At 68.4% G+C, this 15,203-nt stretch carries 12 protein-coding genes and 1 pseudogene; 7 read left to right on the top strand and 6 right to left on the bottom strand.

Features of this window, described 5'->3' with window-relative positions; genetic code table 11:
• Positions 1-127: 127 nt before the first annotated feature.
• The 4 genes and pseudogenes from ACIBJC_RS05065 to ACIBJC_RS05080 all read right to left on the bottom strand — a co-directional run bounded on the left by ACIBJC_RS05065 (position 128) and on the right by ACIBJC_RS05080 (position 4,456).
• Positions 128-1,170: pseudogene (locus ACIBJC_RS05065) on the bottom strand (LacI family DNA-binding transcriptional regulator).
• A gap of 119 nt (positions 1,171-1,289) precedes the next feature.
• Entirely contained in the window at positions 1,290-2,159 is an 870-nt protein-coding gene (locus ACIBJC_RS05070) for a carbohydrate ABC transporter permease (RefSeq protein WP_329828065.1), read from the bottom strand.
• Positions 2,149-3,159: a carbohydrate ABC transporter permease gene (locus tag ACIBJC_RS05075; protein ID WP_399288163.1), complete on the bottom strand. Its 1,011-nt coding sequence runs from the start codon at positions 3,157-3,159 to the stop codon at positions 2,149-2,151. The genes ACIBJC_RS05070 and ACIBJC_RS05075 overlap by 11 nt, the downstream gene beginning before the upstream one ends.
• A gap of 10 nt (positions 3,160-3,169) precedes the next feature.
• On the bottom strand, positions 3,170-4,456 hold the full coding sequence (locus ACIBJC_RS05080) for an ABC transporter substrate-binding protein (protein WP_399287884.1): 1,287 nt from the start codon (positions 4,454-4,456) through the stop codon (positions 3,170-3,172).
• Between the two features lie 1,173 nt (positions 4,457-5,629).
• Here ACIBJC_RS05080 and ACIBJC_RS05085 point away from each other — a divergent pair.
• From ACIBJC_RS05085 to ACIBJC_RS05105, 5 genes are read left to right on the top strand one after another with little or no spacing between them, the layout of a single operon-like run.
• On the top strand, positions 5,630-6,820 hold the full coding sequence (locus ACIBJC_RS05085; RefSeq protein WP_329828070.1) for an ATP-binding protein: 1,191 nt from the start codon (positions 5,630-5,632) through the stop codon (positions 6,818-6,820).
• A complete protein-coding gene (locus tag ACIBJC_RS05090) occupies positions 6,817-7,227 on the top strand; it encodes a roadblock/LC7 domain-containing protein (RefSeq protein WP_329828071.1) in 411 nt (136 codons plus the stop codon). The genes ACIBJC_RS05085 and ACIBJC_RS05090 overlap by 4 nt, the downstream gene beginning before the upstream one ends.
• On the top strand, positions 7,224-7,604 hold the full coding sequence (locus tag ACIBJC_RS05095; protein ID WP_329828072.1) for a DUF742 domain-containing protein: 381 nt from the start codon (positions 7,224-7,226) through the stop codon (positions 7,602-7,604). The genes ACIBJC_RS05090 and ACIBJC_RS05095 overlap by 4 nt, the downstream gene beginning before the upstream one ends.
• A complete protein-coding gene (locus tag ACIBJC_RS05100) occupies positions 7,579-8,169 on the top strand; it encodes an ATP/GTP-binding protein (protein ID WP_329828073.1) in 591 nt (196 codons plus the stop codon). The genes ACIBJC_RS05095 and ACIBJC_RS05100 overlap by 26 nt, the downstream gene beginning before the upstream one ends.
• An 11-nt stretch (positions 8,170-8,180) precedes the next feature.
• The gene (locus tag ACIBJC_RS05105) at positions 8,181-9,548 is read left to right on the top strand and encodes a cytochrome P450 (RefSeq protein WP_399287888.1); all 1,368 of its coding nucleotides are present in this window, start codon (positions 8,181-8,183) and stop codon (positions 9,546-9,548) included.
• A 24-nt stretch (positions 9,549-9,572) separates the two neighbouring features.
• Here ACIBJC_RS05105 and ACIBJC_RS05110 read toward each other — a convergent pair whose 3' ends face one another.
• Together ACIBJC_RS05110 and ACIBJC_RS05115 are read right to left on the bottom strand one after the other, a co-directional pair.
• Positions 9,573-11,480, bottom strand: a complete 1,908-nt coding sequence (locus tag ACIBJC_RS05110; RefSeq protein ID WP_399287891.1) for an acyl-CoA dehydrogenase — start codon at positions 11,478-11,480, stop codon at positions 9,573-9,575.
• Positions 11,481-11,905: 425 nt separating this feature from the next.
• The gene (locus ACIBJC_RS05115) at positions 11,906-12,772 is read right to left on the bottom strand and encodes a GntR family transcriptional regulator (RefSeq protein WP_399287893.1); all 867 of its coding nucleotides are present in this window, start codon (positions 12,770-12,772) and stop codon (positions 11,906-11,908) included.
• A 152-nt stretch (positions 12,773-12,924) separates the two neighbouring features.
• On the opposite strand from ACIBJC_RS05115, the gene ACIBJC_RS05120 reads away from it, so the two are divergent.
• Together ACIBJC_RS05120 and ACIBJC_RS05125 are read left to right on the top strand one after the other, a co-directional pair.
• Positions 12,925-13,773, top strand: coding sequence for a (2Fe-2S)-binding protein (locus ACIBJC_RS05120; protein ID WP_399287896.1), 849 nt, complete (start codon positions 12,925-12,927; stop codon positions 13,771-13,773).
• A gap of 211 nt (positions 13,774-13,984) precedes the next feature.
• Positions 13,985-15,040 (top strand): DUF2637 domain-containing protein, encoded by a 1,056-nt coding sequence (locus tag ACIBJC_RS05125; protein WP_329828078.1) that lies wholly within the window; start codon positions 13,985-13,987, stop codon positions 15,038-15,040.
• Positions 15,041-15,203: the final 163 nt, after the last annotated feature.

Raw genomic sequence — 15,203 nt, forward strand, 5'->3', positions numbered from 1 at the left:
GGCTGCGGTCCATGGAGATCGGTGACGACGAGTACGTCTGTCGTGTGTGCGGCTACGACTACGAGGAACGTCCCGAAGGAATGGCGGTGACGGACTCGCCGTGGGCGCGGGCCCGTACCAAAAGACCCTAGGCGGAGGCCCGTACCACCAGTTCGGGCCGTACCCACGCGTCCGCGCCGGTCAGTGGTTCCTCGCCCGCGCGCAGCCGGGCCACCTGTTCGACGGCCAGCCGTCCCAGTTGCCGCTTGTCGAGGTGGAGGGTGGTCAGGGCGGGTTCGACGAGTTCTCCCAGGGAGAGCCCGTCGAAGCCCATGACGGCCAGGTCGTCGGGTACGCGCCGGCCGTGGCGCCGGGCGGCGCGTATCGCTCCGACGGCGATCAGGTCGTTGAAGCCGAAGACCGCGGTGACCTCGGGCCGTACGTCCAGCATCCGTTCCAGCCCGGCCTCGCCGCCCGCGACACTGTGGTCGGGGCAGAGCACGATCCAGCTCTCGTCGAGGGGCAGACCGTGCCGGCGCACCTCGGCGAGGAACGCCTCGCGCCGGGGGCCGGGGGCGTCCGGCCGGTCGCCGTCCAGCATGCCGATCCTGCGGTGCCCCGCCCGGACCAGATGGGCGATGCCCTGCTCCAGGCCCGCGGCGGCATCGATGCCCACGGCTGCGAACCGGGTCTGCTGCGGGCCGCGTTCCAGCAGCACGAGCGGCACACCGCCGAGGTGCCTGGCGAGGGCGTCGTCCTCGTTCTTGAAGTAGCCCACGACCGCGTCCGCCTGATGGGACAGCACGTCGAGGGCCTCCCGCTCCCTGGCGTCGTCGGTGCGGGAGTCCCACACCACCACCTGCCAGCCGCGCTGCTCGGCGGCCTCCAGCACACCGGCGGCCACCTCGGGGAAGAAGGGGTTCATCAGGTCCGGGATCACCAGACCCGCCGTCACCGCCCCCTTGCGGACGAGGCCCCGCGCGAACCGGCTCGGCCGGTAGTTCAGCAGGCGTGCGGTCTCCAGCACGCGTGCCTTCGTGGCCGGGTCGATCTCTCCCTTGTTGTTGACCGCCCGGGAGACCGTCTGGCGTGACACCCCGGCCAGTCGTGCGACATCGTGGATCGTGGCCCGGTGGTGAGGGCCGTCAGGCTCGTCGATCGTGGCTCCCGTTGCTGGTTGTCGGCCCACACGCTGTGCACTGTAGCCGGTGACGACGGCGCCGGCGCCGGGTGGCCCGTGGAGGAAACCCGGGCAATTCCCGGTCGCCGTCGGCCGGTTACGCGCATGGTCGTCCTGGTGTCGCGGGCGGTCACATCTTGGTCGCTCCCGCGGCGAGGTCCCGCAGGAAGTGCCGTGCCCCGATCAGGAAGACGACGATCAGCGGGATGACACTCATCAACGCCCCTGCCATCACGACGGCGTAGTCGGTGTTGTAGGCGACGTTGAGGTTGGCGAGGGCGACCTGGAGGGTGAGCCGGTCGGGGTCGACCATCACGACCAGCGGCCAGATGTAGTCGTTCCAGATCTGGATGAAGGTGAAGATGCCGAGGAAGGCCAGCGCGGGCCGGAAGAGCGGCAGCGCGATCTGCCAGTACAGCCGGAAGAAGCCCGCGCCGTCGATCCGTCCGGCGTCGAGGAGTTCGTCGGGCAGCGAGTTCTGCGCGTACTGGCGCATCCAGAAGATGCCGAAGGCGTTGGCGGCGCCGGGGATGATCAGCGCCTTCAGTGTGCCGGCCCACCCGAACTCGGCCATGGTGACGAACTGCGGCACCAGCGAGAGTTGCGCGGGGATCATGTACGTCGCCATCAGGGCGCCGAAGAGGAGCTTCTTGGCCGGGAAGTCGTACTTGGCGAAGGCGAAGGCGGCCAGCGAGTCGAAGAACAGCACCAGCACCGTTCCCGTCACGGCGACCACGACGGTGTTGAACAGCGAGGTGAAGAAGTCGATGCGGTGGATCACCTCCTGCATGTTGTGCAGCAGTTGGGTGCCGGGCACCAGCTTGGGCGGGTAGCTCAGGATGTCCTGGGTGGTGACCGAGGCCATCACCACCAGCCAGTAGAAGGGGAACATCGAGACCAGCACCCCGAGGATCAGGGCCACCCGGACCCAGATCCGGGCCGCCCTGCTGCCCGCGCCGATGGCGAGCCCCGCGTGGGAGTTCGTACGGTCAGCGGCCATTGCGGGCCCCCTTGCGCAGGGTGATGCCGCGCCGGTCGTCGCGGTCGGAGCCGGACACCAGCCGCCAGTTGATGATCGCGAAGAGGGCGATGAGCGCGAACAGGAGCCAGCCCATCGCGGCCCCGTAACCGAACTGGAGGTCGTTGAAGGACCTCTGCCACAGATAGAGCACGATGGTCATACCTTCCTGGCCGGGCCCGCCGGTGGATCCCGGGTCGTCCGAATAGAAGAGCACTTGGGGCTCGGTGAAGATCTGCAGACCGTTGATGGTGGAGGTGATGACGGCGAAGAGGATCACCGGCCGCAACTGCGGGACCACGACGCGGAAGAGGAGCTGCCGGCTGTTCGCGCCGTCGACCCGGGCGGCCTCGAAGAGTTCGGTGGGGATGGCCTGCAGACCGGCCAGGAAGATCAGGGCGTTGTAGCCGACCCACCGCCAGATGATCATGATGGAGAGCGCCGACTTGATGCCGAGCGAGGAGCTCAGCCAGCCGACGCCGTCCAGCCCGACCGCCTTGAGCAGCGAGTTGGCCAGCCCGGTCTGGGCGAAGACCGAGCCGAAGACGATGGTCATGGCGACCATCGACGTGACGTTGGGGATGAAGTACGCGACCCGGTAGGTGGCGGAGAACCGCACCTGCGAGTGGAGCAGGAAGGCGAGCCCCAGGGAGAGGAAGAGCATCGGCACCGTGGAGAGGAACCAGATCTCGAAGGTGTTGAGGATCGCGTGCCAGAACACCGGGTCGTGGAGCAGCCAGTAGTACTGCTGGAGCCCCACGAAGCGCATGTCCCCGATGCCGTCCCAGTCCTGGAAGGAGAGGTAGAGCGAGAAGAAGACGGGGAAGGCGCCGAACGCGGCGAAGAGCAGGTAGTACGGGGAGATGGCGAGGTACGACGGCAGATGGCGCCGCCACCGTGCGCGCGGCCCTCCGGTGCCGGTACGGCGGTTGCCCGCCCCCTTGCCGCTGTCGGCCGCGGGGGCCTTGGCCGCTTCCGTCATGCTCGCCATGTCAGCTCACCCCCCGCTGGGTCAGGGCGGTTTCGGCGGCGTTCATGGCGTCCCGCCAGGCCTTGTCGGGGTTCTTGCCGAGCGTTTCCACGTTGGTCAGCTCCTGGAAGACGGGGGTGTTGGCGGTCGCCTCGTAGGGGCTGGAGTAGATGACCGGGGCCTTCTCGGCGGCCGGGCCGAAGACGTCGACGGGGATCTGGCCGCCGAAGAAGGGGTCGGGCTTGCGCATCTCGGACGTGGTGTAGACGGCCGGGGTGGTGGGGAAGAGCGCCATCTCCTGGTAGCTCTTCAACTGGTTCTCGGGGCCGAGCATCCACTTCAGGAAGGCGAACGCCCCTTCCGGGTCCCGGCAGTAGCGGGTGATGCCCACGTAGGAGCCGCCGTAGTTGGTCGGCCCGGCCGGCATCGCGGTCAGCCGCCAGGACCCGGAGGTCTTCGGCGCCACGTTCTTGAGGCCGTTGATGCCCCACACCGCGTTGAGCAGGGAGGCGACCCTGCCGCCGCTCACGGCCGCGTTGTAGTCGGGCTGGTTGTCCAGGAACCCGGCGCTGAGCCCCTGCCGGTGTGCCTCCACGGCCACGTCCCAGGCGTGTTTGACGTGCTCCTGGTCGCCGATGAAGCGGTCGTCGGCGTCGACGAACTGTCGCGGGCTCTGGTACAGGACCATCCGGAAGATGTAGCTGATCTGGGAGACCAGGAAGGGCTTGCCGGGCGCCTTGGCCTTGAGGGTCCGGCCGGCCGAGAGGTACTTCTCCCAGGTGGAGGTGGCCTCGGCGACCTCTCCCGGCTCGGTGGGCAGTCCGGCTTTCGCGAAGAGGTCCGGACGGTAGTAGAGGGCGGTGGGGCCCGCGTCGAGCGGGAAGCCGATCAGCCGGCCGGACGGGCTGATGCCGCTCTTCCACTTCCATTCCAGGTACTGGTCCTCGATGGCCCCCGCGCCGAGGTCCCGCAGGTCCAGGAACTCCTGTTCGTCCGGGAAGAACTCCGAGATGCCGGAGTTCACGCAGGCCAGGTCCGGTACGTACGCCTGGGCGGCCATGCTGGTCCGCAGCTTCGACTTGTAGTCGCCGGCGATCGGCGAACCCTTCACCTTCAGTCCGGCCACCCCGGGCACGGACCGCGCTGAGGCGGCGAGCAGCTTCTCGCTCAGTGCTCCGTTCCAGTACCAGATGCTCAGATGGTCGGTGCCCGCTGAGGCCGAGCCGTTGCCCGCCCCGCATCCCGACAGGCCCAGCAGGGCGGCGCCCGCGCCCCCCAGGGAGGCGCCCAGCAGACGCCTGCGGGACATCGTTCGGTGTTCCATGGGCTCGCACTCGCTTTCCGGACACGGCTCGGCCAGGGCATGGCGCCGATCCGGCCCGCTGACGGGGTGAGGAAGTATGTGACGACTCGGCTCTGACAACGATGTCGGCGGTGATTCCTGGGCTCTGGCCAACAGCGTCTCGGGGTCCGTGAACGTTCACGTGAACGTTGCCGTTGAGTATCGGCGCGGCCGAAAACCAGTGTCAAGAGACGTGCAACGCCTATGTGGCCGTCATGTCGTCGGCTATGCGGTCGGCTGTGCCGTCGTCACCGCGGACCACCCGGCACGACCCCGCCGCCCCGCCTCCACCACGGCGGATCCCCGTGCCACGAGCGCCACAGGGCCGCGTACGCGCCGCCCCGAGCCCACCAGCTCGTCGTGCGTGCCCAGCTCGGCGAGACGGCCGCGCCCGTTCCGCGAGGCGCGCGGTCGCCGGGTCGAGGAGGGCGGTGGCCTCGGAGGCGGCGACGACAGCCGCGCATACCTCCGCGTCCGTGGCCCCGGTGCGGCGATCGGCGGATTGTCCCGGTCGGCGCCGCCGCCGTGCCGGTGTGTTCGGGTTCCAGCTCCAGCGTCACCGCCCCGACCACGAACAGCGCCCCGTCGGTCAGGGGTGCCGGGGCCTGTACACGTCGCCTAATCCCCGCACCCCGACGACACCTCCGTCACACACGCCCACACGCATCCGCACGACCTCCCCACGTCCTCGTCACGGCCCCCTCACGAACATGCCTCTGGCACGTGACCGACTCCGGAGCACAAGGGAGATTCCACTACAAAGGCAGGCAACACCCCCGCACCGGAGGGGATCACGACGCGCGCGTAACGATGCCCAACGGCCACAAAAGGGAAACGCTGCTGAATTCCCGTCAGATGTCAGAAACAGAACAGAACGACCTGGCCGGAGGCACATGCCCTGGTGATAAGATCACCAGGCTTGCCAAGTGGCGCCAAACCCGCTATGGCATAAAGGAAAGTCAGCGCATCGGCCCAGAAATCCGCCACCCCGGGGAGAACTATGCCATTAGCCGGGCCTTTCAAGGCAGTCCGGCAGGCGAGCGTGCGCGGCCTATTCCGTTTGTCTGTGACCGCGAGCCCTTTTCAACGCACACTCCAGACATTCAGTACCCGGTGGCCCACTCGCCCGAAGAGAGCCTTATGACGCAATACTTTCAGGATCCAGCGATTTGGGGTTTGATCGCCGGCACTCCTGTCGCCGCAACCGCGATCATTCGCGGCAGAAGGTCGATTGCCGAGCTGAGAAAGGAGAAACAGGAACTCAAGGCGCACTACGCGAACCTCGAAGAGCATTACACCGAGGCCGTCGAAGAGGCCAAGGACAGGGCGGAAGAGGACACCAAGACCGCGCTGAAGTCGGCGATGCGAACGCTTCAGGGGCTGGCGAGCGAACAGCAACTCGCGATCACCAAGCTTCAGGACAAGTACGGAGAACTCCAGATTCTCCAGGACCTCCTCGACATCGACCACATGAACTCGCAGTTCGCACGGCGCGCGCAGTCCATCGCCGTTCTCTGCGACGGCTGGCTGGGCCGGCAGCGGTCCGCCGCGTCGCTCTACGACGTGGTGCGCAGCGCCAAGGGTCGCATTCGCCACTTCACCCGTGTGGAGATCCGGGCCCAGAGTAACTTCGCCATCGTCAGCCGGGCCGTGGAGCCCGTCGCGCTCACGCTCGCCGAACTCCTCGACAACGCCACCAGTTACTCCGCGCCGGAAACGATCATCGAGATCAATATCCGGCCCGTGCCCAAGGGCGTCTGCATCGTCGTCGACGACGCCGGTGTCGGTATGAACGAGGAGGAGAAGAGCAGGGCGGCGAAGCTTCTGTCGAGTGAGCGTTCGCCCGGTGTCTCCGGTCTCGGCAATCCGCCGCAGTTCGGTTTCACCGTGATCGGCGTGCTCGCCGCTCGGTACGGCTTCACCGTGTCCGTGGATTCCACCTCGCCCTACGGCGGGGTGCGCGCGGTCGTGCTCCTCCCCGACGAGTTGCTCACCGCCATGCCGGATCCCGAGTCCAGGCCCGCTCCCCAGCCCGAGCTCAAGCCCGCGCCCCGTCCCGCGCCCCAGCCCGAGCCCAAGGAGTTCCCCACCGTGGCCGCGTCCTCCCCGATGCCGCCCGAAGAGACTCCGGCGGCCCCTTCGACCACCTTCGGCGGGCTCCCGAAACGCCGTCGCAGAGGCGCGATATCGATCGTTCCGTCAGCCGAGAGCGAAGAGGTGCCGGCTCGTGACAGCGAGCAGGCGGCTTCCGTGATGGGCGCGTTCCAGCGCGGAACGCAATCAGGCCGTCGTTTCAACAACGCAAGCAGTGAAGGGCATGAGAATCAGTGAATTACGATCTGTCATGGATGCTTGACAGTGCTCTGGAAGTGCCCGAAGCGCGTCACGCGATTCTCGTCTCCGCCGATGGTCTCCTCATGGCGCGGTCCAAGGAGGTCGGCAAGGACCACGCCGACACCGTCGCCGCCGCGATGAGCGGTATGCAGTCGCTGAGCCGCACACTGGCGGAATTCTGTGGCACCCCGCCGAACAACCGGGCGCAATGGCGTCAGACGGTGGTCGAGTTCGACCACGGCTGGGCGTTCCTCATCTCGGCCGGCGAGGGCGCCTACCTCGGTGTCTCGGCGACTCCGGAGGTGGACATGGCCGAGATCACCTTCCGCATGCAGCAGCTTGTCGGCCAACTCGGCAAGGCCTTGACCAGTCCCCCTCGCGAGATTGCTGACACGAAAGCATGACCACACCGGAAGAGCCGGATCAGGAACCAGAAGCCCCGCAATTAGTACGTCCGTATGTCATCACCAACGGCCGCAGTCTGCTCGATGACCACGAGTTCTCACTGATCACGCTGGTCACGACGGCTCAGGACGCCCCCAGAGCGGGACATCTCGATCCTGAGAAGCGCGATCTTCTGGAGTTGTGCGCGGGCGGCCACCTCTCCGTCGCCGAGATAGTCGGACACACCCAGCTTCCCGTCGGGGTCGTGAAAATCCTGCTGTCCGATCTCACGCAGGAGGGGTATCTCGTCACGCGTGCCCCCATACCTCCCGCGAAGCTGGTCGAGCGGCACATACTTGAGGAGGTGCTGAATGGCCTTCAAGCCCGTTTTGGATGACGGTGTCTATCTACGTGAGTCGGTGCAGACCGCGGCGAAGATTCTTGTCGTCGGGCATTTCGCCGTCGGCAAGACGACATTCATCGGGACCATGTCCGAGATCCCTCCGCTGCGCACCGAAGAGGTGATGACGCAGGCGGGCGAGGGGGTCGACGACCTCAAGGGCACCCCCGGCAAGACCACCACGACGGTGGCGATGGACTTCGGCCGCCTCACCCTCAGCGACCGGCTGGTCCTCTACCTGTTCGGCACGCCGGGACAGCAGCGCTTCGTCCAGGTGTGGGAGGACATGACCCGTGGCGCCCTCGGGGCCCTGGTCCTGGTCGACCCGGAGCGTCTGGAGGAGTCCTTCCCCGTGATGGACCTCGTCGAGCACTACGGGATCCCGTACGCGATCGCGGTGAACCGATTCGACGACCGCCCGAACCACGCGGACCAGGAGATACGGGAAGCCCTCGATCTGCTCCCCGAGACACCCCTGGTCAACTGTGACGCGCGTGACCAGCGTTCCTCGGCGAACGCCCTCATCAGTCTCGTCCGTTACCTTCAGTCACGTCTCAACTAGGAGTCCGGCAGATGCAATCCCCTTCGGAGTTCCCCGCACCGCCACCGGGTTGCCCAGCGCACAACAGCGGCCGGGGAGTCCCCCTGTACACGCCGGAGTTCGTGAAGGACCCGGCCACGCACTACTCGTACATGCGGAACTTCGGCCCCGCGGCGCCCGTGGAACTGGCCCCCGGCGTCGAGGCGTCACTGGTCACGGACTACGCCGCCGCGCTCCATGTGCTCCAGAACCCCGACATGTTCGTCCGGGACTCGCGGCGCTGGCGCGCCCTCAACGAGGGCCGGGTGCCACTGGACAGCCCTGTCCTGCCGATGATGGCGTACATGCCGGGCCCCCTCCTCACCGACGGAGCCCAGCACCTGAGGCTCCGTCAGGCGGCGACCGACAGTCTGGCGCGGATCGACACCCACCGGCTGACCCGCATGGTGGAGCGCACCGCCACCTATCTGATCAGCCAGTTCAGCGGCCGTGGCAAGGTCGACCTGGTCAGCGAGTACGCGCAGGTGCTGCCCCTGCTCGTCTTCAACGATCTCTTCGGCTGCCCCGGTGAGCTGGGCGACCGTATGGTGTTCGGCATCTCCGGCATCTTCGACGGGGTCGACGCGGCGAAGGCGAACGAGGTCCTCCAGGAGGCCCTGATCGAGCTGGTGATGCTGAAGCGGTCACAGCCGGGCGACGACATCACCTCGTGGCTGATGCAGCATCCGGTCAAGCTGACCGACGAGGAGATGATCCCGCAGATCCTCCAACTCATCGGCGGTGGCACGGAGCCGCTGTCGAATCTCATCTCCAACTCGCTGCGGGTCCTGCTCTCCGACGACAAGTACGCGGACGGGGAGCACTCCGGCAGTCTGCTGGTCGAGGACGCGATCAACGACATCCTGTGGAACAGCGCACCCATCGCCAACTGGGCCACGCACTTCCCCGTACAGGACGTCGATCTGTCCGGGGTCAAGCTCGACGCCTGGGACCCGGTGCTCATCAGCTTCGCGGCCGCCAACACGGACCCGAATCTCTCCATGGGCCGGCAGACGCTGAGCAAGCGCGCGCATCTCGCCTGGGGCGCCGGGCCGCACGCCTGCCCCGCCAAGGATCCCGCGCTGCTGATATCGGTGCAGGCCATCGAGAGGCTGCTCAACGGCCTGCCCGACATCGAACTGTCGGTCTCCCCGGACGACCTGGTCTACCGGCCCGGTCCGTTCCACCGGGCGCTGAGCTCGCTGCCGGCCCGCTTCACCCCCGAGCGGAAGGCGCAGTCGCGCCCCGGACCCGCCGCCCCCGCGGCCCGTATGGTCGGCGGCCCCCAGGCCCCGGTGCCGTACACCTCGCCGCAGAAGGGCAAGTTCTGGAGCGGCTTCCTGGCCTGGTGGAAGGGGTAGCACCCCGACCGGGCTGGGCGATCGTCACCGTACCGCGGCCTCGTGCCGGTCCGAGGTGCGCAGGCTCCAGGTGGACCAGGTGTCCTCTTCGTCACCGATCCCGCCACCACGGGCGATCGGGACGGCGGAGAGGAATTCCGCGGGCAGATCGAACGCGTCCACCAGCGTCATCATATGCGGCGCCAGACCGGCCACCAGGGCGTCGCCGGTCTCGTGGAACGCCCGGACATGATCGGCGGTCAGCTCGCCTTCGGCGAGCAACGTCCCTGTGTGCGGGGCGAGTTGACGGACCAGGAACAGCAGGCACACATCCTCCAGCAGATTGCGTGCCATCGGGTCGGCGGTCCGGGCCGCAGCGGCGACAAAGGCGTCGGCGGCCTGGAGGCAGGCATGCGCCGAGACCATCTCCAGAGCCGGGGTGGACGCCTCGTTCCAGCGGCCGAGCGGGTCCCCCGACGGCCCCCTGCGCAGGGCCTCGCGCGCCCGCGTCTGCGCGGCGGCCTCGACCCGGGCGAGGAGATCGCGCAGGAAGGCGAGATCGTTCAGCGATCTCTCGGCCAGCGGCGTCGCGGAGTCCTGGCGGCGCTCCGCCTGGTGGTTGAAGACCATCTCGGAGGCGGCCTTCACCCAGATGACAAGGTTGTCACCTTCCGCGGTGATGCTGCCCTCTATGTTCAGGGGCAGGTCCGACAGGCCGTTGACCGGAAAGAAGCCCTGCGCCCCACACCGTTCCCGGCACTCGATGGCGATCGCGCGGGCCTGCCAGGTGATCCACCCCTTGGCGATTGCGACCAGGCGTTCGGTGTCCGCCCGGTTCTCCGGGGTGTGCGTGATCCAGCGGTTCACCACCTCCCGGTGGAGGAAGGTCATGGCGTACGCCGTCGCGATCGCGTCCAGCAGCCTTCCGTGATGGCTGCGGTGCGCCACCAGCGGGACCCGTTCACCGAGCTTCGGCCCGCTGATGTGCCGGGAGTGGGCGTGCCGTACGGCGATGGCCAGCGCCGCCCGCGACACACCGACACTGCCTCCGCTCATGCAGAGCTTTCCGCTGGTGACGCGCCCTATCGAGTGCAGGAACCGTTTGCGGGCGCTGCCCAGGGTGCTGCGCAGGTTCCCCTCCCGGTCGAGCCGGCCGTGCTCGCCTTCGAGCAGCGCCTCACGCGGCAGCCGTACCCGGTCGAAGGAGGTGAGGCAGTGGTCGACGGGGGTGCCGGTACGGTCGGGGAGCCGCCGGACGTGTACGCCGGGCAGATGGCCGCGGTGATCGCTCAGCGAGGTCAGGAACAGGAAGATTCCCTGGTCCTCGCCGTTGACCAGCAGCCGCGCCGCCACGACGGCGCTCTTGGGGCCGCCGGTCAGGCTGGTGTTCGGCATGAACTTCTGCGCGCCCGGCGTGGGCGTGTGGAGGATGAACTCCCCGGTCTCCCGGTCGAATACGGCGGTCGTCCGGAGCGCCGAGGCGTCGTTGCCGTGGTCCACCTCGGTGCAGAGGAACGTTCCCGTACGCCGCATCGAGGTGAAGTCGGAGAGGTCGCGAGGGTCGGCGCCGCCGTCCTGTTCGAGGAGGCTGCCGAGGAACAGGTTGTAGTGGATGCCCGCCAGAGTGCCCAGACCGCTGTCCACGACACCGGTCCACTCGTGCAGCGCCGCGAGCCGGCGCGGGTCGAGGGCCAGCCCCCGGGCGTCGCCCGCGGCGTCGTTGACCAGGGCGAGCCGGGAGTAGGAGAGCTGGACGCGCTCGGCGGTGGACAGCGTGGAACAGTGCCGGAAGTCGTCCCGGGCGATCAGTTCACGCCAGGCACCGTGTACCTGAGCGCGGTCCTCTCCGTCGAAGAGGAGGTAGGTCAGCTCGCGGCTCAGCTCAGGGACGCGGCGCGCACGCTCCGGCTCAGCTCCAGGGAGGTCCTTGTCACGGAATGGCAGCATGGTCATGAATTGCTCCGCATGGACGCCTTACACCGATGGACGGAAAGTTGAAACAATTGAATACCGGCCAACGCGTCCTGTTCCAGAGCTGACATGATCTTTTTTTGAGCCGAAGATCACCGGCCGGTGGGCTTGAGAAAACACCGGGGCTCCATTACCCTCGGCTCTCACCCGACTCCACGGCGTAAACATCCGAATCGGCGGAAAACCGAGGTTACACCCCATCCGGCCTGGGAAGCCATTAGGACATTTGCCTGCCCTCAGAGCCCTGCGGGGGTGCGCCCGGTCCGGCCGACCGGACGCGAACGCCCCGGAAAGACGGAAAGAACATTCGCCCCTGATGGGAAATCACGGATATAGGGAAGACTTTTTCGCGGTGCCGGACAGTCCATCGCGGAATTACCCACATTTCCGTCCGGACAGAGTTCCGTTCAGGCGGAGTTCCGCTCCCCCGTGAAATGCGCGCGTACCAGCGACTGCACCAACGGCAGATCCCCCGCGCCCAACGCGTCCAGCAGCGCCAGATGTTCGGCCGCGTGCGCGATCAGGTCGGCGCGGCGTACGGCGGGGGCCCCGGCCGGCGGCCACTGCGAGCGCCGGTGTACGTCGTCGGCGACGGCGACCAGGTGCTGATTGCCGGAGAGGGAGAGCAGCGCGCGGTGGAAGGCGCGGTCGCACTCCGCGTAGGCCGCGCGGTCGCCGAGGGCGGCGGACGCGTGCGTCGCCTCCGCCAACGGGCGGATCTCCGCCCAGCGTTCGGCGGGGACGGTACGGGCGAGCCGCAGCATCACCGGCACTTCGAGCAGGGCCCGCACCTCGGCCAGTTCGGCGATCTCCCCGGGGGTGCGCCGGGTCACCCGGAACCCTCTGTTCGGGACGGTCTCCACCGCTCCCTCCAGCGCGAGTTGCTGCATGGCCTCGCGTACGGGGGTGGCGGAGACCCCGAAGCGTTCGGCGAGCACGGGGGCCGAGTAGACCTCGCCCGGCACCAGCTCGCCGCCGACCAGCGCGTCCCGCAGGGCGGCGAGGATCTGGCCGCGTACCGAGTGCCGCCGTACGGAGTGACCGGGGTCCCCCGTCCGGCCCCCCGCCGCGGAGCCGGAACCGGAGCCCGGGCCGGAGCCCGTCCCGGTCCGGGTCCGTCCCCGCGGCGGCGCCGGACGCTCACCGTGCGTGTGCTCCCCGCGCACCGGCTCGCACGCGTCCGTACGCGCCTGCTCCGGCACCCGAACGCCTTCGGACGCCTGCGGCGCGGGCGCCACCGGCGCGGTGGTCTCACGCGCTCTGCCCTGCTCCACCCGGGTCCTCCTCGGCCGTCCCGTCAGCCCGGCCCGCGGGAGGGCCGGGTCCTCCCTGTGCACGATAAGCCGACAGGGGCGCAGTTCAAACCTCGATCACATCGGGTAAGGTAAGGCTTACCTGCAAACGATCCCGATTCGGTGGTCCCTGCATGACCGTGCCCACTGTGCTGCCCGGCCTTCTCGCCTCTCCCGTGACGGGCGCGTACGCCCGTCTGACCGAGGTGTTTCCCGCGCTGAGCATCGATCAGCTCACGGACAGTGAGCAGCCGCCCGTGGGTGGCGGCTGGGTCGGCGCGACCGAGCTGGCGGCCGGCGGCCCTGCCCTGGACACGTTCCTCGCCTGGGACGAGGCGCAGGTGCTGCGCGACTACGGACAGCGGGCCCGGCCCGATGTGATCGCCAGCTTCGCGCTGCACCGCTACGCCTGGCCGGCCTGTCTGCTGATGACCGTGCCGTGGTTCCTGCACCGCCGGGTGCCCCGGATCCCGGTCGGGTCCGTCTCCTTCCAGCGGGCGCTGGGCCGGATGACCGTCCGTGTCCACGAGTTCGCCTGTCTGCCGGACGACCCCGCCGCCGCCCTGCCCGGCGCCCGTGTCGTACCGGACGAGGAGGCGCTGCGCGACGAGGTGCGGACGGCCGTCGCCGAGCATCTCGGGCCGGTCCTGGAGGGGTTCGCCCCGCGCATGCGGCGGGGCAGGCGGGCGCTGTGGGGCATGGCGACCGACGAGATCGTCGAGGGGCTCTGGTACGTCGCGCATCTGCTCGGCGAGGAGCGGCGTGCGATGGCGGAGCTGGAGCTGCTGCTGCCGGGGGCGACCAAGCCGTACGTCGGGGCCGCGGGCTTCCGCGAGCTGACGGGTCCCGGCGGCGAATCTTTGCCGACCCGTGACCGGGCGAGTTGCTGCCTTTTCTACACGTTGCGCCCCGCGGACACCTGCGTCACGTGTCCGCGTACCTGCGACGACGACCGGGTCAGGAAGCTCAGCGCCACCGTCTGACCCTCCGTCACCCGTGGATTCCACGCCACCCTCAGTAGTGATATTAATCGAACATGACAGCCACCTGCCGAACGGCAGCTCTAGCCGATCGTGCATATTTGTGTGCCACACCGCCTCGTTGGTGTTCTCTTGTCCCGAAACCCTCTGAGGGGCACCGCACTTCCGCCAAAATGGCGTCTCAAACGCCCTACTGCGATGCAAGGAACACCGCATGCGACTGACAGACATATCGCTGAACTGGCTGATTCCCGGCGTCGTGCTGATCGTCGGAGCCCTGGTGGCGGTGGCGGTGCTCGCCGGTGGCAAGCGCGCCAGGGAGAAGCCGGCCGTCGAGGACTCCTGGGAGCGGAGCGAGGAGCGCCGCAGGCGCAAGGAAGCCATCTACGGCATCGCGTCCTACGCGCTGCTCTTCTGCTGTGCCGCCGTGGCCGCGGCGCTCTCGTTCCACGGTCTGGTCGGCTTCGGCCAGGAGAACCTGAACCTCTCGGGCGGCTGGGAGTACCTCGTCCCGTTCGGTCTCGACGGCGCGGCGATGTTCTGCTCGGTCCTCGCGGTGCGCGAGGCCAGCCACGGTGACGCGGCCCTCGGTTCGCGTCTGCTCGTGTGGACGTTCGCCGGTGCCGCCGCCTGGTTCAACTGGGTGCACGCGCCCACGGGCCTCGGTCACGAGGGCGCCCCGCACTTCTTCGCCGGCATGTCCCTCTCGGCCGCGGTGCTCTTCGACCGCGCGCTGAAGCAGACCCGCCGGGCGGCACTGCGCGAGCAGGGGCTCGTCCCCCGTCCGCTGCCGCAGATCCGGATCGTACGGTGGCTCCGGGCACCGCGCGAGACCTTCGGTGCCTGGTCGCTGATGCTTCTCGAGAACGTGCGCACGCTGGACGAGGCCGTCGACGAGGTGCGCGAGGACCGGCGCCAGAAGGAACAGAGCCGTCACCGCAGGCGCGAGCAGGGGAAGTTGGACCGGGCGCAGATCAAGGCGCTCAACCGGCAGCACCGCGCCTCCTGGGGTCGGGGCCGCGGCGGCCGTCAGGTCGCCCTGCCCTCGGCCGGCTCGGGATCGGGTTCGCCGCCGGCCGTCGAGGCCGCAGCGGAGCCTGCTATAGGAGAGCAGCCGCAACTTCCCCAGCGTTCCCGGCTCTCCCTTCAGCCCGTGAAGGGTACTGAGCCCCGTACGGTCGACCTCACCGCCGAGGACGACACCCAGGCACTGCCGAGGCTCGACTCCCTGGAGCGCAAGCTCAAGGAGATGGAGCGGCAGTTCGGCTGAGTCCGGACGGCTCGGCGGATCGCCACCGGCGCCACCCACATCACCACGTGGACCAGCGCCATCCGTAGGGCCCGTAGTACAGGAAGTACACGCAGTACCGGCAGTACCGGTAACGCGAGCACCATGGGCAAGACCCGGGCAAGGCTGTGCAGCGGCATCCTTC

The sequence above is a fragment of the Streptomyces sp. NPDC050509 genome, assembly GCF_044457965.1.
Taxonomy (GTDB): domain Bacteria; phylum Actinomycetota; class Actinomycetes; order Streptomycetales; family Streptomycetaceae; genus Streptomyces.

Bases quoted from the DNA above. Each gene is read 5' to 3' on its own strand.
- ACIBJC_RS05070 (WP_329828065.1), bottom strand. From the start codon at position 2,159: ATGGCCGCTGACCGTACGAACTCCCACGCGGGGCTCGCCATCGGCGCG.
- ACIBJC_RS05075 (WP_399288163.1), bottom strand. From the start codon at position 3,159: ATGACGGAAGCGGCCAAGGCCCCCGCGGCCGACAGCGGCAAGGGGGCG.
- ACIBJC_RS05080 (WP_399287884.1), bottom strand. From the start codon at position 4,456: ATGTCCCGCAGGCGTCTGCTGGGCGCCTCCCTGGGGGGCGCGGGCGCC.
- ACIBJC_RS05085 (WP_329828070.1), top strand. From the start codon at position 5,630: ATGACGCAATACTTTCAGGATCCAGCGATTTGGGGTTTGATCGCCGGC.
- ACIBJC_RS05095 (WP_329828072.1), top strand. From the start codon at position 7,224: ATGACCACACCGGAAGAGCCGGATCAGGAACCAGAAGCCCCGCAATTA.
- ACIBJC_RS05100 (WP_329828073.1), top strand. From the start codon at position 7,579: ATGGCCTTCAAGCCCGTTTTGGATGACGGTGTCTATCTACGTGAGTCG.
- ACIBJC_RS05105 (WP_399287888.1), top strand. From the start codon at position 8,181: ATGCAATCCCCTTCGGAGTTCCCCGCACCGCCACCGGGTTGCCCAGCG.
- ACIBJC_RS05110 (WP_399287891.1), bottom strand. From the start codon at position 11,480: ATGACCATGCTGCCATTCCGTGACAAGGACCTCCCTGGAGCTGAGCCG.
- ACIBJC_RS05120 (WP_399287896.1), top strand. From the start codon at position 12,925: ATGACCGTGCCCACTGTGCTGCCCGGCCTTCTCGCCTCTCCCGTGACG.
- ACIBJC_RS05125 (WP_329828078.1), top strand. From the start codon at position 13,985: ATGCGACTGACAGACATATCGCTGAACTGGCTGATTCCCGGCGTCGTG.